Origin of the sequence: Bacillus sp. RC242 (assembly GCF_044908245.1) — a bacterium.
GTDB lineage: Bacteria > Bacillota > Bacilli > Bacillales > Bacillaceae_G > Bacillus_A > Bacillus_A mycoides.
In genome coordinates, this window is sequence record NZ_JBIYCZ010000013.1 from 29,435 (window position 1) to 51,354 (window position 21,920).

General features: G+C 35.8%; 24 protein-coding genes, 1 riboswitch and 2 other annotated features. Of the genes, 19 read left to right on the forward strand and 5 right to left on the reverse strand.

From position 1 onward, the window contains the following. The first annotated feature begins 31 nt into the window (after nucleotides 1-31). From sat to ABH957_RS21580, 8 genes are all read left to right on the forward strand, one after another. Nucleotides 32-1,168, forward strand: coding sequence for a sulfate adenylyltransferase (sat, locus tag ABH957_RS21545; RefSeq protein WP_404447554.1), 1,137 nt, complete (start codon nucleotides 32-34; stop codon nucleotides 1,166-1,168). Nucleotides 1,169-1,180: 12 nt separating this feature from the next. After that, nucleotides 1,181-1,774 carry an adenylyl-sulfate kinase gene (cysC, locus tag ABH957_RS21550; RefSeq protein WP_404512182.1) on the forward strand — a complete coding sequence of 198 codons (594 nt, stop codon included), beginning with the start codon at nucleotides 1,181-1,183 and terminating at the stop codon, nucleotides 1,772-1,774. A gap of 11 nt (nucleotides 1,775-1,785) precedes the next feature. Beyond that, on the forward strand, nucleotides 1,786-3,408 hold the full coding sequence (locus tag ABH957_RS21555; RefSeq protein WP_404512184.1) for a nitrite/sulfite reductase: 1,623 nt from the start codon (nucleotides 1,786-1,788) through the stop codon (nucleotides 3,406-3,408). A gap of 10 nt (nucleotides 3,409-3,418) precedes the next feature. Continuing rightward, on the forward strand, nucleotides 3,419-3,619 hold the full coding sequence (locus tag ABH957_RS21560; RefSeq protein ID WP_000366913.1) for a DUF3906 family protein: 201 nt from the start codon (nucleotides 3,419-3,421) through the stop codon (nucleotides 3,617-3,619). Between the two features lie 84 nt (nucleotides 3,620-3,703). Then, a complete protein-coding gene (cobA, locus tag ABH957_RS21565) occupies nucleotides 3,704-4,480 on the forward strand; it encodes a uroporphyrinogen-III C-methyltransferase (RefSeq protein ID WP_002030683.1) in 777 nt (258 codons plus the stop codon). Between the two features lies 1 nt (nucleotide 4,481). Then, nucleotides 4,482-5,234: a sirohydrochlorin chelatase gene (locus ABH957_RS21570; protein WP_002030685.1), complete on the forward strand. Its 753-nt coding sequence runs from the start codon at nucleotides 4,482-4,484 to the stop codon at nucleotides 5,232-5,234. Beyond that, on the forward strand, nucleotides 5,209-5,826 hold the full coding sequence (locus ABH957_RS21575; RefSeq protein WP_002166092.1) for an NAD(P)-binding protein: 618 nt from the start codon (nucleotides 5,209-5,211) through the stop codon (nucleotides 5,824-5,826). The genes ABH957_RS21570 and ABH957_RS21575 overlap by 26 nt, the downstream gene beginning before the upstream one ends. A gap of 61 nt (nucleotides 5,827-5,887) precedes the next feature. Further along, nucleotides 5,888-6,134, forward strand: a binding site (T-box leader). Nucleotides 6,135-6,245: 111 nt separating this feature from the next. Beyond that, on the forward strand, nucleotides 6,246-7,601 hold the full coding sequence (locus ABH957_RS21580; protein WP_002140989.1) for a sodium-dependent transporter: 1,356 nt from the start codon (nucleotides 6,246-6,248) through the stop codon (nucleotides 7,599-7,601). 30 nt (nucleotides 7,602-7,631) lie between these two features. On the opposite strand, the gene ABH957_RS21585 is transcribed toward ABH957_RS21580, so the two are convergent. Continuing rightward, nucleotides 7,632-7,793 (reverse strand): hypothetical protein, encoded by a 162-nt coding sequence (locus ABH957_RS21585; protein WP_002158647.1) that lies wholly within the window; start codon nucleotides 7,791-7,793, stop codon nucleotides 7,632-7,634. A gap of 98 nt (nucleotides 7,794-7,891) precedes the next feature. Beyond that, nucleotides 7,892-9,166 (reverse strand): murein hydrolase activator EnvC family protein, encoded by a 1,275-nt coding sequence (locus tag ABH957_RS21590; RefSeq protein ID WP_404512186.1) that lies wholly within the window; start codon nucleotides 9,164-9,166, stop codon nucleotides 7,892-7,894. A 494-nt stretch (nucleotides 9,167-9,660) separates the two neighbouring features. On the opposite strand from ABH957_RS21590, the gene gltP reads away from it, so the two are divergent. The 3 genes from gltP to ABH957_RS21605 all read left to right on the forward strand — a co-directional run bounded on the left by gltP (nucleotide 9,661) and on the right by ABH957_RS21605 (nucleotide 13,159). After that, nucleotides 9,661-10,935: a glutamate/aspartate:proton symporter GltP gene (gene gltP / locus ABH957_RS21595; RefSeq protein ID WP_002186318.1), complete on the forward strand. Its 1,275-nt coding sequence runs from the start codon at nucleotides 9,661-9,663 to the stop codon at nucleotides 10,933-10,935. A 68-nt stretch (nucleotides 10,936-11,003) separates the two neighbouring features. Continuing rightward, the gene (locus ABH957_RS21600) at nucleotides 11,004-11,522 is read left to right on the forward strand and encodes a ribonuclease FAU-1 family protein (RefSeq protein WP_197218955.1); all 519 of its coding nucleotides are present in this window, start codon (nucleotides 11,004-11,006) and stop codon (nucleotides 11,520-11,522) included. Between the two features lie 120 nt (nucleotides 11,523-11,642). Then, a riboswitch (SAM riboswitch) is annotated at nucleotides 11,643-11,748 on the forward strand. Nucleotides 11,749-11,842: 94 nt separating this feature from the next. Then, nucleotides 11,843-13,159 carry a Na+/H+ antiporter NhaC family protein gene (locus ABH957_RS21605; RefSeq protein ID WP_002011678.1) on the forward strand — a complete coding sequence of 439 codons (1,317 nt, stop codon included), beginning with the start codon at nucleotides 11,843-11,845 and terminating at the stop codon, nucleotides 13,157-13,159. A gap of 68 nt (nucleotides 13,160-13,227) precedes the next feature. On the opposite strand, the gene ABH957_RS21610 is transcribed toward ABH957_RS21605, so the two are convergent. Beyond that, nucleotides 13,228-13,650 carry a GNAT family N-acetyltransferase gene (locus tag ABH957_RS21610; protein ID WP_404491145.1) on the reverse strand — a complete coding sequence of 141 codons (423 nt, stop codon included), beginning with the start codon at nucleotides 13,648-13,650 and terminating at the stop codon, nucleotides 13,228-13,230. Between the two features lie 310 nt (nucleotides 13,651-13,960). Here ABH957_RS21610 and ABH957_RS21615 point away from each other — a divergent pair, with 310 nt between their 5' ends. The 6 genes from ABH957_RS21615 to ABH957_RS21640 all read left to right on the forward strand — a co-directional run bounded on the left by ABH957_RS21615 (nucleotide 13,961) and on the right by ABH957_RS21640 (nucleotide 17,922). Continuing rightward, on the forward strand, nucleotides 13,961-14,317 hold the full coding sequence (locus tag ABH957_RS21615) for a lmo0954 family membrane protein (protein ID WP_002011676.1): 357 nt from the start codon (nucleotides 13,961-13,963) through the stop codon (nucleotides 14,315-14,317). Between the two features lie 44 nt (nucleotides 14,318-14,361). Next, nucleotides 14,362-15,024: a PspA/IM30 family protein gene (locus tag ABH957_RS21620; protein ID WP_002011675.1), complete on the forward strand. Its 663-nt coding sequence runs from the start codon at nucleotides 14,362-14,364 to the stop codon at nucleotides 15,022-15,024. Between the two features lie 106 nt (nucleotides 15,025-15,130). Next, nucleotides 15,131-15,871, forward strand: coding sequence for a cell wall-active antibiotics response protein LiaF (gene liaF, locus ABH957_RS21625; RefSeq protein WP_404512188.1), 741 nt, complete (start codon nucleotides 15,131-15,133; stop codon nucleotides 15,869-15,871). Then, complete coding sequence (locus ABH957_RS21630; protein WP_002011673.1) at nucleotides 15,871-16,926, forward strand: sensor histidine kinase; 1,056 nt, start codon at nucleotides 15,871-15,873, stop codon at nucleotides 16,924-16,926. The genes liaF and ABH957_RS21630 overlap by 1 nt, the downstream gene beginning before the upstream one ends. Then, nucleotides 16,923-17,555, forward strand: coding sequence for a response regulator (locus tag ABH957_RS21635; RefSeq protein ID WP_000598709.1), 633 nt, complete (start codon nucleotides 16,923-16,925; stop codon nucleotides 17,553-17,555). The genes ABH957_RS21630 and ABH957_RS21635 overlap by 4 nt, the downstream gene beginning before the upstream one ends. Nucleotides 17,556-17,565: 10 nt before the next feature. Further along, the gene (locus tag ABH957_RS21640; protein ID WP_404447530.1) at nucleotides 17,566-17,922 is read left to right on the forward strand and encodes a DUF3992 domain-containing protein; all 357 of its coding nucleotides are present in this window, start codon (nucleotides 17,566-17,568) and stop codon (nucleotides 17,920-17,922) included. A 24-nt stretch (nucleotides 17,923-17,946) separates the two neighbouring features. Here ABH957_RS21640 and brnQ3 read toward each other — a convergent pair whose 3' ends face one another. Beyond that, nucleotides 17,947-19,302, reverse strand: coding sequence for a branched-chain amino acid transport system II carrier protein BrnQ3 (gene brnQ3 / locus ABH957_RS21645; RefSeq protein WP_404447527.1), 1,356 nt, complete (start codon nucleotides 19,300-19,302; stop codon nucleotides 17,947-17,949). 57 nt (nucleotides 19,303-19,359) lie between these two features. Then, nucleotides 19,360-19,618: a binding site (T-box leader), on the reverse strand. A gap of 262 nt (nucleotides 19,619-19,880) precedes the next feature. Between brnQ3 and ABH957_RS21650 the strand changes: the two genes are divergently transcribed. Continuing rightward, nucleotides 19,881-20,090 (forward strand): hypothetical protein, encoded by a 210-nt coding sequence (locus ABH957_RS21650; protein WP_000880630.1) that lies wholly within the window; start codon nucleotides 19,881-19,883, stop codon nucleotides 20,088-20,090. Between the two features lie 39 nt (nucleotides 20,091-20,129). On the opposite strand, the gene ABH957_RS21655 is transcribed toward ABH957_RS21650, so the two are convergent. After that, the gene (locus ABH957_RS21655; RefSeq protein WP_404447522.1) at nucleotides 20,130-20,906 is read right to left on the reverse strand and encodes a class I SAM-dependent methyltransferase; all 777 of its coding nucleotides are present in this window, start codon (nucleotides 20,904-20,906) and stop codon (nucleotides 20,130-20,132) included. Nucleotides 20,907-21,014: 108 nt separating this feature from the next. Here ABH957_RS21655 and ABH957_RS21660 point away from each other — a divergent pair, with 108 nt between their 5' ends. Beyond that, on the forward strand, nucleotides 21,015-21,866 hold the full coding sequence (locus ABH957_RS21660) for a YhfM domain-containing protein (protein ID WP_404512190.1): 852 nt from the start codon (nucleotides 21,015-21,017) through the stop codon (nucleotides 21,864-21,866). Nucleotides 21,867-21,920 lie beyond the last annotated feature (54 nt).

The following is a 21,920-nucleotide window of genomic DNA, read 5'->3' on the forward strand; positions in this document are numbered from 1 at the left end:
TTGAAATAAAGCTAAGAAGGGATATAAGAAGATGAGTACAACAAATGAATTAGTAAACCGCATTGATGAAACATATGAAATATCGAACATTGTAAAGGAAATCGAGATAGACAAAATTGCACTTAGTGATTTAGAACTTTTGGCGACAGGAGGATATAGCCCTCTTACAGGATTTTTAGGGAAGAGAGATTATGATTCAGTAGTAGAAACGCTTCGTTTAGCAAATGGTAGCGTATGGAGTATACCGATTACACTACCGGTAACAGAAGAAGTAGCCGAGAAACTGCAGGCTGGAGAGGAAGTAAAACTTGTCAACGCCGGAAATGTATATGGTGTTATTCAAATAGAAGATATTTTTGTACCAGATAAAGAAAAAGAAGCGTTACTTGTATATAAAACGACGGATGAAGCACATCCAGGGGTGAAAAAATTATATGAACGACCAAACGTTTACATTGGAGGAGCTATTATTCTTACAAAACGCTTTGGAAATAATCCGTTTCCGTCTTATCATTTAGATCCAATTGAAACGAGAGAAGAATTTAAAAAACGCGGTTGGAAAACAGTAGTTGGATTTCAAACGAGAAACCCAGTACATCGTGCCCATGAGTATATTCAAAAATCTGCCCTTGAAATTGTAGATGGTCTCTTTTTAAATCCGCTCGTTGGGGAAACGAAGTCAGATGATATTCCTGCTGATGTAAGGATGGAAAGCTATGAAGTATTACTTCAAAACTATTATCCGAAAGATCGTGTCTTTTTAGGTGTATTTCCTGCAGCAATGCGTTACGCAGGACCAAGGGAAGCGATATTTCATGCACTAGTAAGAAAGAACTTTGGTTGTACCCACTTTATTGTAGGGCGTGATCATGCTGGGGTAGGGGACTATTACGGAACATATGAAGCGCAGGAAATCTTTACGAATTTTACAGTAGAAGAGTTAGGGATTACGCCGTTATTTTTTGAACATAGTTTTTACTGCACGAAATGTGAAGCAATGGCTTCAACGAAAACATGTCCGCATGGAAAAGAAGACCGTGTCATCTTATCGGGTACGAAAGTACGAGAAATGTTAAGGAATGGTGAGATTCCGCCAAGTACATTTAGTCGTAAAGAAGTAGTGGAAGTGCTAATTAAAGGTTTGAAAAAAGAAGTAGTAACAGAATAGGGAGAGAACGAGATGGATACGAATATTACTTGGCATACAGCTTCTATTTCAAAAGATGAGAGAAGAGTGAAGAATGGGCATCACAGTTTTGTAGTTTGGTTTACTGGTTTATCAGCTTCGGGTAAATCTACAGTAGCGAATGCGGTTGCTCGCAAACTGTTTGAAAAGAATATCGGAAATTATGTGCTAGATGGGGATAATATTCGCCAAGGTTTAAATAAGGATTTAGGTTTTTCTGAAAGTGATCGCATGGAAAATATAAGACGTATTGGTGAAGTGGTGAAGTTATTTGTAGATCAAGGAACTGTTGTCCTTACAGCGTTTATTTCACCATTTCGAGTAGACCGAAAACAAGTTAGGGAACTATTAGCTGCAGATGAGTTTATAGAAGTGTTTGTAAAATGTCCAATTGAAGAGTGTGAGAAACGTGATCCGAAAGGACTTTATAAAAAGGCGAGAAAAGGTGATATTAAAGAGTTTACAGGTATCGATTCACCGTATGAGGAACCAAAACAAGCAGAATTAATTGTAGAAACGCACAAGTATTCTATTGAAGAATGTGCAGAGCAAATTGTGAAGTACTTACAAGAGCGTAGTTTCATATAGGGGGATAAAAGATGAGTTATGAAAAAGTGTGGGCTAATAATGAAAAATTAAATCAAACAGAGAAAAAGAAATTAGAGAAAGACGGATTAGAAATCTTTAATGATATTCCTTACTATGCGGAGAATGGATTTGAATCTATTCCGAAAGAAGAGTGGGACGCTTTTAAATGGGCGGGATTGTATTTGCAAAGACCGAAAGAAGCGGGCTATTTTATGATGCGTGTCAACATTCCTTCTGGAATTATTACAAATGCGCAGGCAGAGGTGCTGGCTTCCATTGCTGAAGATTATGGGCGTGATGTGTTAGATATTACGACAAGACAGGCGATTCAGTTTCATTGGTTAGAAATTGGGCAAATTCCGGATATTTTTAAGAGGTTAGCTAGAGTTGGTTTATCTTCAGCAGGGGCATGCGGTGATATTACGCGTAATATTACAGGAAATCCACTTGCTGGAATTGATGCGAATGAACTATTTGATACAACATCGATTGTTAAAGAAATATACGATTACTTCCAACATAATGAAGAGTTTTCTAATCTACCACGTAAATTCAAAATGTCTATTAGTTCTAACATTTATAATTCAGCAAATGCAGAGATTAACTGTGTGGCGTTTACACCTGCTACGAAAGAAATAAATGGTGAGGAAAAGGTTGGGTTTCATATAAAAATAGGCGGAGGATTATCAGCTCGTCCATACTTAGCGGAAGAATTAGATGTATTCGTTTTACTAGAAGAAGTGAAGGCAGTGTCGATTGCAATTGCTACTATATTCCGTGATTTTGGATATCGTGAAAAACGCCACTTAGCACGTTTGAAATTTCTTGTCGCTGACTGGGGCGCTGAGAAATTTAAAGAGAAACTAGTAGAATACACAGGCTCATTGCAAAGTAAAGGGGAAAGTGCTCTCAAAGGATGGAATGCAGGATACTTTTATGGCGTTCAAGATCAAAAACAAGCAGGATTAAAGTATGTCGGCTTTAATGTACCAGTAGGGCGTTTACACGCAGAGGAAATGTTTGAGATTGCAAGAATTGCAAAGAAATATGGAAACGGGCAAATTCGAACTTGTAACTCACAAAACTTCATTATTCCGAATGTTCCGCCAGAAAATGTTGCAGGATTATTAAGTGAACCGTTGTTTGAAGCAATTTCAGCAAATCCGAAATCGTTTATCGGTCATGCGGTTTCATGTACTGGCATTGAGTATTGTAATCTTGCGCTAGTAGAAACGAAAGAAAGATTACGCAAAATCGCAGAGTACTTAGATACACAAATTGCACTCGATGTTCCAGTTCGAATTCATATGGTAGGATGCCCGAACTCATGTGGTCAACGTCAAATTGCTGATATTGGTTTGCAAGGGATAAAACTGAAAACGAAGGAAAAGGGAATCGTTGAGGCGTTTGAAATATATGTGGGCGGAACACTATTAGACGGAGGAGCATATAACGAAAAGTTAAAAGGGAAAATAGATGGAGAAGATTTGCCGGATGTTCTCGTGTCCTTTTTAAGTTATTTCCAAAAGAATAAATTACTAGCCGAAACGTTTTATGATTTCGTAGGACGTGTTGGAGTGGAAGAATTACAAATTGTACTAAATCGTGTATTAGAAGAAGTAATAGCATCTTAGGAGGGGCAATATGGACTTATATCGATTTGAAGCTGTATTAGTAAATAGTATTGTTCCAATTGTTGTCGTTGCTCAGAGTGAAGAACAGGCATTTAAGCTTGCGGAAATTGAGCTTGAAAAACATTTTTTACCGTTACCAGAAGTGAAAGAGATTTCTTTGTTTGAAAAAAAGAAGATTCGAAAAGGGGCGGCATTTGTTATTCATGAGTAGAGAACATGTAATACGAAATAATAGTAACTTCCATTCGTGATGAAGAGTGGAAGTTTCATTTTATAGTAGAAATGAGGAGAGATTATGGGGAAGGTTTATATCGTCGGGGCGGGTCCTGGTGATCCGGATTTAATTACTGTTAAAGGGTTGAGATGCATCGAGAAGGCTGATGTTATATTGTACGACCGTCTCGTAAATAAAGAATTGCTTTCTCATGCAAAGCCTGAAGCGGATTTAATTTATTGCGGGAAACTCCCAAATTATCACACGATGAAGCAAGAGACAATTAACACATTTCTTATTAAATATGCGAAAAAAGGAAAAGTTGTAACGAGACTTAAGGGCGGAGATCCATTTGTATTTGGAAGAGGTGGAGAAGAAGCTGAAGCGTTAGCGAAGCAAAGTATCCCATTTGAAATTATTCCTGGTATTTCAGCTGGTATAGCTGCTCCTGCTTATGCTGGAATTCCAGTAACGCATCGCGATGCAAGTGCAAGTTTTGCTGTTGTGACAGGGCACCGGAAAGAAGGGGCTGAAGAGGAAGTGAAGTGGGAAAGTTTAGCGAAAGGTGTAGATACATTAGCGGTCTATATGGGGGTTAGTAATTTACCTTACATATGTGAACAACTAATAAAACATGGAAAAGATCAAAGTACACCTGCCGCTATCATTGAGTGGGGAACGACATCTATGCAACGTACTGTTACAGCGACGTTAGGAACAATTGTAGATGTTGCCAAAAAAGAACGAATTCAAAATCCAAGTATGATTGTTATTGGAGAAGTTGTCCGTTTTAGAGAAAAGATACATTGGTTTGAGAAACAAACGGAAAATGCATATCAAGTAAGCGGAGTATTGTAAAATGAAGGCTGTTATATATATATGTCATGGAAGCCGTTTGAAAGCAGCAAAAGAAGAAGCGGTTGCATTTATTACGTCATGTATGAACCGTGTAGAGGCAAATATTCAAGAAATTTGTTTTTTAGAGCTAGCGAATCCTTCTATTGAAGAAGGATTTCGTACATGTGTGAAGCGTGGTGCTACAGAGATTGTCGCTATTCCTGTTTTTTTATTAGCGGCAGGACATGTAAAGAAAGATATTCCGTTTGAATTACGAAAGTTAAACGAGGAATATCCGGATATCAAAATAGTGTATGGTAATCCATTTGGTGTATCAGAAGTGCTTGTAAAAGCGGTATATAACGGAAGTGGTATTAAAGACTATAAAGAAGAAGTAACACTTTTGCTCGTTGCAAGAGGGAGTAGTGATCCGGAAACTTTACAAGACATAAAGTGGATTTCTTCTTTATTTCAAAAAGAAGAGAACATTAAAGAAGTGGAAGTTTGTTATTTAGCAGCCGCGGAGCCGAAGTTTGATGAGAGGTTGAAAGAAATTGTAGAACAAAAAGAACGGAACATTGTTGTGTTACCTTACTTATTATTTACAGGCTTACTCATGAAACATGTTGAGAAAGAAGTGCGTCAATATGAGTCGGAAGAGATAAAAATAAGTCCCTATTTAGGAAAGAATGTAGCGTTTCGAGAGATGTTAATTCAGAAAACAGAGGAAATATTGAAGGGAGATCAATATGTATCCACTTACAGTGCGAGTTGATAAGAAACGTGTTGTTGTCATTGGTGGAGGGAAAGTAGCGGGGTTTAAAATTATTCCTTTACTAAAACAAGGTGCGGATATTGTTGTAGTAAGTACAGAATTAGATGCAAATTTAGTGAAACTTGTAGAAGAAAAGCAAATTCGTTGGTATCAAAGAGAGTATGAGAAAAGTGATATTAAAGATGCTTTTTTAGTAGTTGCAGCGACTAGTGATTCGGTACTAAATGAACAAATTGCTGAAGATGCCGCAGTGAATCAATTGGTAAATGTTATTACGAATCCGGAAAGTGGAAATGTTCATTTTCCGGCGGCAATTCATCGTGGATTGCTTAATGTAGCTGTTTCTACTGGAGGGGCAAGTCCGAAACTTGCAAAAAAAATTCGTGATGATATCGCAAATAAATATGATGAGAAGTATGAATCGTATCTTGATTTTTTATATGAAGTTAGACTAAAAGTGAAAGAATTACAAGTAGAGAAAAGGCAAAAAAATATATTGTTACAAGAAGTATTAAAGTCGATATATGTTCAAAGTGAACAAAAAAGAGAGCTTTTTTTACAAGAATTAGAGAGGGGAATTTATATAGGATAGTGAGTGAATTGTGCTTTACAAATATAAAAATATAATTTATAATCACAAGTAACTTCAAAAGATGAAATCGATGAGCAAGAAGAGTACGTATATTTGATGCGTTCAGAGAGCTGGGGTAAGGTGTGAGCCCGGTACGATAAAATATACAGAATGGGCTTGCGAGAGGTATGCTGAACATTGCAGTAGGCAACCCGGGTTCCGCCGTTAAAAGGATAGGGTATCGGAATTTTCCTGTACCTGAACAAGTGGGATTTATTGATCCAATTGAGGTGGTACCACGGTATTCTATTACATATATCGTCCTCTACATGCATATTTGCGTGTAGGGGACTTTTTTATTTTCTAAAGGAGGTGTGCGAGTATGAAATGAAAGTGTATAATTGATAAAAGTTATAATATTCAGAAAAGGAGAATTTATGATGAAAGAAACACAGCAATGGACGTCGAAAATTGGCTTTGTACTCGCAGCAGCCGGAGCCGCAGTAGGTCTTGGTGCAATATGGAAGTTTCCATATGTTGCAGGTAATGGTGGGGGAGGCGCATTCTTCCTTGTATTCTTACTATTAACTTTATTTATTGGGATGCCTCTTCTTTTAGCTGAATTTGTTATTGGCCGTAGTACTCAAAAAGAGGCCGTTACAGCTTATAAAGTATTAGTACCGAATAGCAAGTTATATCCTTGGATTGGTCGTATGGGGGTTGTTACTTGTTTTAGCGTACTATCTTTTTATAGTGTTGTAGGTGGATGGATTTTACTTTATTTATACTATAGTGTCACAGGTAGTTTCTGGAACGGAGTAGTCGATTATGGACAATTGTTTGCTGAAACAATTTCAAATCCAGTAAGTGCGATTGGGGCGCAATTCATCTTTATGCTTTGTACGATTTTTGTTGTTAGTAAAGGTGTGGAAAAAGGCATAGAAAAAGCAAGTAAGTACATGATGCCGTTATTATTCATTTTATTTATTGCTATCATTATTCGTGCGTTAACACTTGATGGTGCTATGGCTGGGGTAGAGTTCTTCTTAAAACCAGATTTTTCAAAGCTTACAGCAGATACGATTTTATATGCGATGGGACAATCTTTCTTCTCACTAACGGTAGGTGCCTCGGTAATGGTAACGTATAGTTCGTATTTAAAGAAAGAAGAGCATTTAGCTAAATCAGCAACATCTATTGTAAGTTTAACTGTATTTATTACAGTACTTGCAGGGTTAGCGATTTTCCCAGCGATTTTCGCATTAGGAGTTAAACCGACAGAAGGACCAGGGCTACTGTTTATCGTTCTTCCTGCTGTCTTTGCAAAAATTCCATTTGGACAATTTTTCTTCATTATGTTTTTAGTTTTATTCTTCTTTGCGACTTTAACATCTGCGATTTCAATGCTTGAAATTGTAGTAGCATCTGTTGCGAAAGATAATGAGAAGAAGCGTCCGTCAGCTTCGTTATTAATTGGTATTCTTATTTTTGCAGTTGGAATCCCATCAGCGTTATCGTTTGGAATTATGAGTGATGTGAAAATATTTGGTAAGACATTCTTTGATTTCGTCGATTTTTCGGTAAGTAATGTATTACTGCCACTCGGAGTACTAGCCATTTCGTTATTTGTACCAAATAAAATGAGTAAAGAGCTATTAATGAAAGAATTAGAAGTTACGGAAACGAAAGGGAAAACATTGTTTAATATTTGGTTCTTCTTGCTTCGTTATGTTATTCCGGTAACTGTAATTATCGTATTTTTAAATGCGATAGGTGTATTTAAAATGTTTGCATAATAAAAAGACGGAGAAATCTCCGTCTTTTTATTATGTTGTAGAAGTATTTAATAAGCGATTATATGCTTTATAAGCTGTGACAACTGCGATAAATGATCCAATTAAAAATAAAGCTGAGCCGCCGAATGTAAATAGCCGGCCAATGTATGTTTCTCTAGCTTCTTCTATTTCTTCTTGTAATTGTGTATTCATATTTATCACCCCGCAAAATATAGGCATTTAGTTGTAGTTTATGTAAAACGCCTAAAAAGTGTGAAGTAGTAAAAAAAACTCGGTATGCACCGAGTTTTTTATAATCCGATATAAGGAGACGGATCAACTGCGTTTGTCTTACCAACATTCCATTCCCCGATATGAAGTTCGAAGTGTAAATGTTGTCCGTAAGATTGACCGGTATTTCCCATAAAGCCAAGTTGATCGCCTTGTTTTACAGTTTGTCCATTTGATACAGAGCGGCTATTCATATGTGCATACACTGTCGTATATGTTTTTCCATTAACACGGTGAGATAAGTAAACAACGTTTCCGTAACTAGAGGATAATTCTGAACGGATAACAACGCCATCTGCAGCGGCAATAATTGGAACTGTTCCCGGAGCTGCGATATCGATTCCTTTATGGTTATCTAAAGAACGTGTGCCGAATCCAGAAGTTTTTGATCCAGCCGCTGGTTTAATAAATCCACCTTTGTTCGTATCTTGCGGTGTTGGTGCGGATTGTGTGCTTTCTTTAGCAGAAGCGGCGGCTTGTTTTTTTGCTTCCTCAGCCTTGCGTGCCTCTTCCGCTTTCCGAGCTTCTTCCGCACGTTTTTCTTCTTCAATTGCTTTTTGAACAGCTTGACGCTGGTTTTCTAAAATACCTTGTGACTCTTCTAATCCTTCAATCTCGGAATCTACTTTTGATACTTTCGTATGTAGATCTTTAATAAGAGTTTGTTGCTGTTGTTGGTTATTTTGTAACTCTTGTTGTTTTTGCTCTAATTTTTGTTCAGATTCTTTCAGTTGTTGCTCTTTTTTCTCAACAGCCTCTTTTTCTGTCGTTACAGCATATTGATCATCTGTTTGCTTTTTCACAATATCGGTATCGTTATTTAAAATTAAACTTACAGAATACATATTATCAACAAGATCAGCGATATTTGCAGAACTTGTTAATACTTCTGTAATGATACTCGTACGAGGCTTCTCTTGCATAGATTGTAGTCGTTGTTTAATAACCTCTTGACGTGTATCTATGTTTGTTTGTAATTGCTCTATATGTTTCTTTTTTTCAGCAATTGCTTGCTGCGTTTTGCTAATTTCTTTTTTTGTATCGTTTAATTCAGCTTCGTTTTTATTAATAGAAGTAGTTAATTCGTCGATTTTTTTTTGTAATTCCTGGATTTCTTTTTCTATTTGTTCTTTCTCAGCTGATTTATTTTGTAAGTCATTTTGTTTGCCTTCTAATTCGGATTGAATATTAGATAATTTATTTTCATTCGTTTCAGCGTATACGGGTGAAAGTAACGGGGAAACGAAAATCGTTCCAGCTGCTAAAACACTAAATGCTGCAAATTTATTTTTCATTGTTGTCTTGCTCCTTTCCCTATGAATGTATATATCATAAGAAGAAGAAGGGTGTCTATCGTTGTAATCATAATGTAAAGAAAACTTTATAAATTTGCTAAGTTTTGTCGGAATTTAGTATCTTTTCGTAGTGTTTGTCATAAATTGAAATTTTTGCATGCATACAAAAATGCACCATTTTCTATTTTGTTCTAAAAAAAACATGGAAAATGATGGAGTTTTCGATGGTGAAACATTACTTTAAAAACCTTTAAATCACTAGTGAGGGATCGTTCTCATGTTAGGTTTTCTTACATGGGTTTTATTTTTGTCAAGAAAATTATTTGCATTCGGGCAAACTTATTTTGTTGTCAGATTTTAAATTTTGATTTATGATTTTTAACAGGGACAAAATGTAGTGAATTGTCGAATAATATGTAATACTCTTAATTTCATGTTTTATAGAGATAGAATGAGAGATAGAGTGACACATCGAAGAGGGGGTTACAACAAATATGAAAAGAATAGGACTTGCATGGCAAATTTTAATAGGACTTGCGCTTGGTATTGCAGTTGGGGCGATTTTCTTTGGCAATCCGGCAGTGGTTGATTATTTAAAACCAATTGGTGATATTTTCATTCGATTAATTAAGATGATCGTTGTACCAATTGTTGTAGCAAGTATCGTTGTTGGTGTTGCTGGTGTTGGCGATGTTAAGAAGTTAGGCCGATTAGGCGGAAAAACAATTCTTTACTTTGAAATTATTACAACACTTGCAATTGTTGTTGGTCTATTAATAGCGAACATTTTCCAACCTGGAAAAGGCGTTGATATGGATAAATTAACAAAGACTGATATTTCTAAATATGCAGAAACAACAGCTCAAGTACAAAGTCATTCGTTTGCGGATACGTTTGTAAATATTGTTCCGACGAACATTATGAAATCATTGGCTGAAGGTGATATGCTTGCTATTATCTTCTTCTCAGTATTATTTGGTTTAGGTGTAGCAGCAATTGGTGAGCGTGGTAAACCAGTTCTACAATTTTTCCAAGGTGTAGCAGATGCAATGTTTTATGTAACGAACCAAGTTATGAAGTTTGCACCATTTGGTGTATTCGCATTAATTGGTGTTACAGTTTCTACATTCGGATTAGCTTCATTAATTCCATTAGGGAAATTACTCATTGTAGTATACGGAGCAATGATCTTCTTCGTTGTAGTTGTATTAGGACTTACAGCGAAAATATTTGGAATAAACATTTTCCAATTCTTTAAGATTTTAAAAGACGAGCTGATCTTAGCGTATTCTACAGCAAGTTCAGAAACGGTTTTACCGAAAATTATGGAGAAAATGGAGAAATTCGGTTGTCCGAAAGCAATTACATCTTTCGTTATTCCAACAGGTTATTCATTTAACTTAGATGGATCAACTTTATATCAAGCAATTGCGGCAATTTTCTTAGCGCAAATGTACGGTATTGAATTATCCATTACACAACAAATTACGTTATTACTTGTATTAATGGTTACATCAAAAGGTATCGCGGGTGTACCGGGCGTATCATTCGTTGTATTATTAGCAACACTTGGTACAGTAGGTATTCCAGCTGAAGGTTTAGCGTTTATTGCAGGTATTGACCGTATTCTTGATATGGCTCGTACAGCAGTTAACGTTGTAGGTAACTCTTTAGCGGCTGTAGTTATGTCTAAGTGGGAAGGTCAATATGACGCTGAAAAAGGACAAGCCTATTTAAAAGAGATATCTGAAAAGGGTCAAGCGGCTTAATTATAATATGAACAAGCTCTCACATAATATGTGGGGGCTTTTCTATATATAGAAGAGGAGCGGACGTAATGAAACGTAAATATGGTGACGGTTCTTCGTGGAAGCGACTAATAGAGAAGGATTATATGGTTAAGCAAGTAGAGGATGGAATGTTAGGAATACTGGACATAAAAAAAGTGAGAGAACCTAGTCATAAAGAATACAATGGTAAAAATCTTTGCATTGCAGGTGATGGGTATACATGGATGCAATATTTTATAAACGGAAAAAACTTTGCGATTACAGCTATGTTAGACAATCAAAAACAATTAGTGCAATATTATATCGATGTGACAAAAGAATATAAAATAGACGAGCGTGGTTTACCTTATTTTGATGATTTATATTTAGATGTGGTATTGTTACCGAACGGTGAGATCTATGTACTGGATGAAGACGAGTTAGAGGATGCTTATAAAACTGGTGATGTTACAAAAGAAGAATATGAGTTAGCATGGAATACAACAAAATGGATTATCGCGACGATAAAAAATAGAAAATTTTATTGGATCTCAATATTGGATAAAGAAATTAAAAAGTTAAAATGATTGGTTTATTCATATTTTTGTATAATTACCAAAAAAATCTATACAAAAAATAATTGACTTTTGTTTTGTAAGCGAGTAAAGTTAGGAAAGAAATTATTATTAAAAAATAAATATGAAACCTTCTTATAAAGAGAGGCGGAGGGACTGGCCCTACGATGCCTCGGCAGCGGACTCGATTTCAGAGTGCTGTGCCAAATCCAGCAAGCGTGTGCTTGAAAGATGAGAAGAGCGTTTCTTATAGATGTATAAGACCTCTTCTCATCGGAAGAGGTCTTTTGTTATTCATTAGAAAAGGTTGAAAACTAGGGAGAGATGATACTTTGAAAGAAACGAGAGGAAATGGTTTAGCTTTATTACCACTTGGAGTATTTTTGGCGCTATTTATTGGTTCTGGAATTATTACAGGTGATTTCTATAAATTGCCGATACTCGTAGCAATTTCAATTGCTGTAGGAATTGCTTTAGTGATGAATCGTAAGGAAAGCTTTAATGTGAAAGTAGAACGATTTGCTAAAGGTGCAGGAAATCCTGATATTATGATCATGGTTCTGATTTTTGTACTTGCAGGGGCGTTTTCTGAAACAGCAAAAGGAATGGGCGGAGTTGATTCCACTGTTAACTTAGCGTTATCTATTTTACCCCAAGGATTTATCGTTGCTGGAATTTTTGTTATAGGGGCATTTATTTCATTAGCGATGGGAACTTCAATGGGAACAATTGCTGCATTAGCACCGATTGCTGTAGGTATTAGTGGGCAAACAGATATCTCAATTGCACTTACGATGGCTACTGTTGTGGGCGGAGCGATGTTTGGCGATAATTTATCATTTATTTCTGATACGACAATTGCTGCTGTTCGTTCGCAAGGAACAGAAATGAAAGATAAGTTTAAAACGAATTTTTTAATTGTATTGCCAGCTGCAGTCATTACAATTGTAATATTAGTAATGATTACTTTAGGTAATGATACAGAAATTAAAGCTCATACATTTGATTGGGTGAAGATTTTACCATATGCAGGTGTACTTGTTACAGCGCTACTTGGCTGGAATGTACTCATTGTATTAACTGGTGGAACGGTATTATCTGGTGTTATCGGTCTTATAGATGGAAGTTATACGTTAGAGAGTTTCTTTAAAAGTGTAACGACTGGAATGGGCGGTATGATGGAGTTAGTGTTACTTGCCATTTTAATCGGTGGTATGGTTGAACTTATCCAGTATAATGGTGGCATTCAATATTTAATGAATCTTTTAACACGTAATATTCGTTCGAAAAAAGGAGCGGAGTTTGGTATTGCTGGCTTAGTGAGTATGACGAATGTGTGTACAGCAAACAATACAATCTCTATCATTTTTACAGGTCCGCTTGCGAAAAATATTGCGGATCAGTATGAAATTGATCCCCGTAAATCAGCGAGTGTACTGGATCTTTTCTCTTGCTGTGTACAGGGGTTAATCCCATATGGTGCTCAAATGTTAACAGCGGCAGGATTTGCTGCGTTATCTCCGGTCGAATTGTTACCATATGCATTTTATCCAATTTTAGTTGGAGTATGTGGAATCATTTCTATATTAATTGGTTTCCCGAGATTTTCTAAAGTGGCGGAAAAAAAAGAGTATCATAAAACTGCATAACATAAAGAGACATTTATTATTAGCAGTTGAAAACGCTCGGAGAACATTCTCTGAGCGTTTTTTATTATTTATAAATCCTTTTTCAAATAGTAGTGTTTATAATCTCTTCCTACGTTATCGAGGATACCATACTCTTTATAACCATATTTTTTATAGAAATCTAATGCTTGAAAGCTTAAAGTGTCAACTTTTATAAAATCACAATTTCTTTCTAAAGCGATTTTTTCTACTTCTAATAACAGTTTAGTTCCATACCCTAATGCACGTATATCTTCATCGATGATAAAAGAGTGAATCTCTAACCAATTCCAACAGACTTCACCTAATATTCCCCCGCATATTTTACCATTTTCATCTTTAAGAAATAAATGAATCTCTAAGTATCTGTCTCTTAAATCAGATGGAAAGTGCTTTAAATTATATTCATAAAGCTGGTTGTTTATATAGCTTTTAGCGGCGGTATTGATTTCTTTCGTAATGTGTAAATTCATGATATATCCCCTTTAATTTAAATGTAGCCTTCTGATTTATTTTAACATAATTTTCTTAATAATATATTTAATGTAATTTAATAAACGTTTGTATGTATTGCTAATTTTTTGGACGCGCAAGTTGAGATTTTCATCCGTTATTGAATAAGAATTTTTCTGTATCTATACGCATCGCATACATGTTCGTTTTGCAAAAGGCTGAATTCAACTCGGTCTTAAGTCTGAGTCGAAAACAGTTCTTAAGCTCGTTATGAAAAAATGAAAAAATAGTTAAGATAAGAGTATCAAATCGAAGGGAGGCAAGCACAAGATGAAACAATTTCTAGCGTTTATCGCAGCCGGTATTTTGGCTTTAATTGCTCTTGGTAGTCTTGCTGGTATTGTAGGATTCGCCATTGGAGCAGGAGTTGTGTACTGGAGCTATAAATCATTTGTGCGAGCTAAATCATTCTTTGGAAAGTTAGCTTGGGGTATTGTTGGTTTAATCGGTTTGTCCATTGCACTTTCTCATTCCCCAGCATTAATCGGTATCGCAGCATTAGTAGTTTTATACTACGGATACCGTGAGTGGAAAAAAGGAAAAAATGTAGTTGTTGATTCTGCTCCAGAAAGTGCTAAACCATATAGCAACTTTGAAGATGAGTGGAACAAGTTAATGAAAAACTAATATAAAATAAATCAAATTATAAAGTAGAAGAGAGGAAGATTATAATGAAACAATCTTTATTCGGACGTGTACGCGATGCAATTTTAGCTGATTTTCATAATGTGTTAGATGAGAAAGAAAGAAAAAATCCAATTGCTATGTTAAACCAATATTTACGAGATAGTGAGCGTGAAATAACAAAAATTGAGAAGTTGATTCAGCGTCATAAAACATTGAAATCTAACTTTGCTCGTGAGCTTGAGCAAGCACGTTATTTCGTTAATAAAAGATCAAAGCAAGCTATCATCGCACAAGAAGCAGGCGAATTGCAATTGCATGAACGTGCATTAGAAGAAGTAGCGTATTATGAAGGGCAAGTAACTCGCTTAGAAGAAATGTATGCTGGTGTTGTAGAGCAAATTGATGAGTTAGAGCGTCGTCTTTCAGAAATGAAAAATAAATTAAAAGAAATGAACGCAAAGCGTATGGAATTAATGGCACGTGAAAATATGGCGCATGCAAACCGCCGTATGAATACTGCTATGCATAAAATGGATGAAAATAATCCGTTCTTACGATTCGAAGAAATTGAAGATCACATTCGTGACATAGAGCTTCGTATAAATGAAGAGCATGAGCGTGATACATTTGATATGAAAATTGCAAAACTAGAGAGTGAAATGAAAGAGAAAAATGAAGTATCGTTAACGAAAGAAGTAACAAAATAATTGTAGTATATAATAAAACAGGCTTATGATATAGTGATAGGAGAAAAGGTGTTGGAAAGCAATGCCTTTTCTTCTATGTATATGTGACAAGGAGGGGGGAGCTGAAATGAAGAAGCAATTTTCAAAAACACAATTTATGGGGATGCTCCTCATCATATTTGGATTCGGTCTTTTTCTTGATATGATACTTGGACATTTTGAACCAGGTGGTCTAATATTTGCATTTATTATGATTATGTTTGGAAGACATTATCGAAAGAAGAACCGTTATGTAAGAGGGAATGTATTTTTATTTGTCGGTGGTATTGTCTTCTTATTCTTCTTATTTTCATCAGCGGCATTCGTACTTGTTGTGTTTGCTTGTTTAGCTTTAATTGGTTATCAACTTATTCAACAAGGACATCGGCAAACAGCAATGAAAGTTGAAATTAAAGAAAAGGGATATATAAATGAAGAAAAACAAATATATCGTACAGAACCGTATATAAAAAATATGTTTGTAGGTAATGTACGAATGATGGATCATATTTATGAAATAGAGGATATTAACGTCCAATATGGTGCTTGTGACGTCGAGATTGATTTAACAACTGCTATGATTCCAGAGGGAGAAACGGTTATTGTGATTCGGGGCGTCATTGGTAATATTCGCTTATATGTACCATATGATATTGAATTGTCTTTAAATCATTCTGTTATTGTTGGGCGAGTCCTCCTGCCAGGACACGAAGAAACTGGATTTAACCGTAATGTTACGTTTAGAACAGAACAGTATAAAGAAGCCCCTCGTCGTATTAAAATTATTTCTTCGCTTGTCGTAGGCGATACGGAAGTGAGGAAAGTATAATGAAAAAACAAAGGAATATTTCGTGGATGTATATTCGTTATTCTATGTTGTCCTCTGTGAGTATCGCACTTATTTGTACAATTGTATATGTATGGAAAAGCGAGCAACAAGTTTATGATTTACTCTGGAAAGAATCCATTGCTTCTGTTCCAATTGGCTTGTTTATTATGAGTACGAGTCTTCTTATCGGAGGAATTGTAGGATATGCAATCGGTTATTATATAGAACAGCGTATACAAGGATTAAATACTTTTCTATTTGAAGTAGAGCGAGGGAATTTTCCGAGTGATGTTTCATTTACTGCGGACGATGAATTTCATGAAGTGGAACGAAAAGTAATTGGTCTTGCTCGTCGCTTAGAGGAGCAAGCTGGGCTATTTCAAAAAGTAACGAATGAACGAGCCCATTGGAATGAAGAGATGAGACAAGAAGCGATTTCTCAAGAAAGGCATCGATTAGCGAGAGAGCTGCACGATTCTGTAAGTCAGCAGCTTTTTGCAATGTCGATGATGATGTCAGCCATTAATGAGCAAGCAGCTGAAATTCCAGACACGACGAAAAAACAGTTGCAGCTTGTTGAGAATATGGTTGTAAATGCACAATCAGAAATGAGAGCATTGCTCCTTCATTTACGCCCAGTGCAGTTAGAAGGTAAGAAACTAACAGAGGGTATAGAAGAATTATTAACAGAACTGTCTAGAAAGCAACATATGAAAATTGAATGGTTAATTGAACCGATTCAATTAAAAAAAGGTGTAGAGGATCATTTATTCCGTATTGTACAAGAGGCGCTGTCTAATACTTTACGGCATGCGAAGGCAAAGAAAACCGAAGTACGCCTTCGGAAAATTGATCAATATGCGATTTTGAAAATTATTGATGACGGTGTTGGGTTTAAAGTCGGTGTTAATAAGGCTGGTTCATACGGTTTAAGGTCAATGCAAGAGCGAGTTCATGAAATTGGTGGTACATTAAAAGTTCTTAGTTTTCCGAATAAAGGTACGCAAATAGAAGTGAAAGTACCTATTATGATTGAGAGAGGGGGAGAATCATGATAAAAGTATTACTAGTTGATGATCATGAAATGGTTCGAATGGGTGTATCAGCATATTTATCAACGCAGCCAGATATTGAAGTAGTTGGAGAAGCTGAAAATGGAAGAAAAGGTTCAGAGTTAGCTTTGCAATTAAGACCGGATATTATTTTAATGGACCTTGTTATGGATGAGATGGATGGGGTTGAAGCGACACGTGCTATTATTCAAGAATGGCCAGAAGCGAAAATTGTAGTTGTCACGAGCTTTTTAGATGATGAAAAGTTATATCCTGTTATTGAGGCGGGGGCGACAAGTTATTTATTAAAAACATCAAGAGCGAGTGATATTGCAGATGCTGTAAGAGCTACTTATGATGGGGAAACGGTATTAGAGCCGAAAGTTACTGGCAAAATGATGTCTCGTATGCGTCAGAAGAAAGAACAACCTTTGCATGAGGAGTTAACAGAAAGAGAGTCTGAAATTTTGTTATTAATTGCAGAGGGGAAAAGTAATCAAGAGATTGCAGATGAGTTGTTTATTGCCCTTAAAACAGTAAAGACACATGTGAGTAATATATTAAATAAGCTAAATGTAAGTGACCGGACACAGGCGGTTATTTATGCGTTTAGACACCAATTGACGAAATAAGAAGGAAGCTTTGACTATATATGGTCAAAGCTTTTTATTGACGGTTATTTATGTAAGCGTTATCATTAAGATGTTAACAGTACATACAAAGGGGAGAGAGTGTATGTTAGTTCAAACGATATTTGGAATGGATGAAACGAAAAAATTAGGTAACTATGTGAATGCGTTGCAAGCACTTTGTGAACAATATGATATTGAAACAGATCGTATTGCAATTATTGAGGCAACAGAAGAATATTATTTATTTCTAGTGAAGCAAGAAGATTGCTATGATGTTGTAAAAGTAGAAACAGTGGATACGAATATTGATTACTATACGAAAGCTTATAAAGTAAGTAGCTTTAATCATACTTCTTATCAAATGTAAAAAACTCCCGAAATGGGAGTTTTTTTATGATACTTTCGATTCAGGTGAATGCTCCGTTAATGGTACTGTTTTTGCACCACTTAATTTTGCGATAGCAAAACCGATAATAGCCCCAACTAACGCTGGTACTAACCAGCCAATTCCTTCATTATATAATGGAATAAACTCAAAATAAGATGTGATAAATGAAACAGGAATATTCCCTTGTTTTAATCCGTCAAAAACGCTAACAACTGCTGTTCCGATTAAAGCACATACATAAACAGATCGATAGCCACCGAAATATTTATGAAGTAATGATAATAACACGAGTACAATTGCAACTGGATATACAACAAGTAAAATAGGAACAGAGATGGCGATAATTTTTGTTAAACCTAAGTTGGCAACTAATAATCCTAACAAGCAAATGACACTTGCTAACATTTTGTATGAAAATTTTGTCAATAATGTTGAGAAGTATTGACTGCACGCAGATACAAGTCCAACGCATGTTGTTAAGCAAGCAAGTGTAACGATAAGAGATAACAGAATTAGACCATATGGACCGAATAATTGTTGTACGATAACGGTAAGTAGCTGTCCTCCATTTTTTGCGTATCCGAGAGAGACACTAGTTGTACCGAGCCAGCCAAGTGCACCATATACAAGTACGAGACCAGTAGCGGCAATAAGTCCTGCTTTTGCTGTAGCGATGGCAATTGATTTACGATCACTCACACCTTTTGAGCGAATTGCATTTACAACGATAATCCCAAATGCAAGTGCTGAAATGGTATCCATCGTTAAGTATCCTTCCATAAAACCTTTGAAAATTGGAGAAGTTTGATACTCTTGCATGGCTGGTCCAGATTGCCCGAGGGGTGTAAATACACTCTTAACGAATAATAAAAAAATAGAGAGTAATAAAATAGGTGTTAATACACTTCCGATACGATCGACGAGCTTAGAAGGGTTTAAACTAAGCCAAAATACGATAGAAAAGAAGATGACTGTGTATAAAAATAGCACTAGGCTGCTAGAGCGAATAGTTTCTGGTAAGAAAGAACTAACCCCCATTTCATAAGCGACATTAGCAACACGTGGGATGCCCATAGATGGACCGATTGCAATGTATACAACTACCGTAAAGAATATTCCGAATAATGGGTGGATATGACTTGCAAGTTGTTGCATTCCATTTCCTGATAGAGAAATAGCGATAACAGTAAGTAGTGGTAAGCCGACTCCTGTTAGTAAAAAACCAATCATTGCTGGCCAAAAGTTTTCACCAGCATTTTGTCCAAGCATTGGAGGGAAAATTAAATTTCCTGCCCCAAAAAATAAAGAAAATAGCATAAGGCCTGTGAAAAAAACATGTTTTTTTGATACAGTGTTCATTGTTTTTCCTCCTTTTTTGTAAATTCATTGTAAGAACACAAAAAACTCGTCCCTAAAGAAAGGGACGAGTTATATTTACCCGCGATACCACCCTAATTTATACATGTAGAAATAAATCTATATGTATACGGCTTTGCAACGTACAACATGATACGTGTTCCTTGTAACGGGGGACATCCGGTAAGAACTTACTCTAGCATTCGGTTCTACTTCTCGGAGATGATTTTCGGTTAAGCACTGAACGTTGGCTTTCAGCAAATCGCCAACTCTCTGGGGAACAGTCCTATAACGTACTCGTTCTCGTCAATGAATTTTAATTCAAGTATTCTGACAGTATTTTCACACGTTTTTTTTAGAAAGTCAACATATTTTTTGGGAAATACACTTTCCTGTAGAAATATAGCTGAGAATATAAGGGTTAATACTATTTGTAAAAATGCTGTAAAACATTATAGAGAATTGTAAAGATTATGGAGAAAATCGATATTTATAGGAGTAAGGAAGGAATTGTTTGAATTTGCAGAGAATAATACAACAATCCACTTGCTGGAAAGAACAAACCAAAAGAGGTGACTGAAATGCTTGCGATGGGAGTATTATTTGGCATTATTGCTATAATTGGTTTTATGTGGTTATATTATTCGCGTTCGTTTAAACAAGCAGAAGTTTTACTCTTTCAAAAAGGTAGTTTGTTGACAAATCAGTCTAGATATTTAGTATGTCCGAAGTGTGGAAGTGCACAGGCCAGGAGTGGAGGATATCAAGAGTGTTGCAAAATTAGATTATGAAAGAAGGAAGCCTCACATTACTTTGTGAGGCTTCCTTCCTTACAATTTTTTCGCGCTCCAAATTGTCCAACGATCTCTTTCGATGATAGGAGAGACGTTTTGTAATGCCGTTTGGATATGATGTAGAAGTTGAGAAAGTTCATTATCTGTTAGTTCATATAGAATGGATCGGCCTGTTCGAGGAGATAAATCTTGTAGCAAAGCCTCTACAGAATCATGTACTTTTCGTACTTCCCATTGTGTTTGTATGGGGAACGCTTGAAGAGAATATTGTTGTAATTCTTGCTGAATAGTAGTGGTTTTTGGTCTTCTTTTCGCTTCTGTTTCAATGAGTTTTGGAAAGACAGAGAAAAAATATCCACGAAGGTGTTCAGGACTTCCTGGAATTGTACAATCTTCAATAGTTCGGTCTTGTAAAATAAGTATACCGTCTTTTTTTAATATGCGAGAAGCCTCTCGTATAAATGTGGGAATATCATGCAAATGATGAATGACTGCACGAGAAATGACAAGGTCGAATGTTTCATTAGGGAATGAGATATTATGTGCATCACCGTGAATGAATGAAATGTTTGGGAAGCCGTTACAATTTTCTTTTGCAGCTTGTAATATTTCTTTTGAAAAATCAAGCCCAACAACACTTTTGGCTCCCATAAGAGCAAGTTCTTTCGTGTAAATGCCGCCACCACAACCTATATCAATTACTTGTTTATTTTGCACATCTACAATATTGTTTATTGTTTCCCGCCATGAAATATGTGCGTTACGACTTGCATACGTATACTTATTATTTGCATCATGAAAATTAATGGACATTGTAAAATCCTCCCTTCATTGTATAGTATAGCTCATTCTATATAATGTAGCGTTTTTGTTTTATGTATGAGGATTATAAGAATTTCTTATTGGAAAAGGAGAATCGATTTGAAAGGGAAATATTTAATGGTTTTATGTGTTATTTTACTCGCGTCGTGTGGTCAAGCAGAGCAAAAGAAAGAATCGAAACAAGTAGAGGAGACAGTGAATGAAGTGAAAGAACCATTACAAATAACTGTTATACAAAAAGGTACAGAAGAAAAAAAATTAAAGAAAATGGATGCGGAGTTAGTGGTGGATATTATAAGCAAAGCAGAAAAACAAGAAGTAACAGGTAGCTTTGGTAAACCAGAATATGAAATACAAATTAGTAGAGAGGGGAAAATAGAAACGTATTATGCATGGTTAAGAGGAGAAGATCGACGGGGATGGGTGCAATATAAAAAAGCTATGTATATGCTGAACGAAAAAGATACGGAAAAACTTTTGGCTATATTTCCAAAGATTCCAGAACAAAAAGAAGATGAGATGCAGGTAGGGCCTTTAACGGAAATAACGAAAAAAGATTTGCAGATTACTGCGTTTCATATTAAAGCGGGTGATCAAAAAATGAATTATACAGTACGTTATACGATTTCACAATCACTATATAATAATTTAGCGAAGGAACAAGAATATTATTTGCAATTAATTTTCCCGGAAAAGGTTCAAAAATTAATTGGCGCAAAAGAGAGTGAAATAATTTCAGCTGAAAAAGTAAAGGAAGGGTATAAACAGTATGAGTTGAATGTTACTGTTCCGATAAAAGATGCTTCAGAATCACAATTAAAATCACTAGAAACCTATTATGATAATCACGATTTACAAATATTAAATAGTAAGAAAGAAAAAGTAGGAGCATTTCAAAACATTATTCAAATTGTTAAAGAGTATGGTGAAAAAATGAATTTACAAAGATAAAGTGAAATTTTAATCAGTGGGGGCATCCCCCGCTGATTATTAGCACGACTCCTA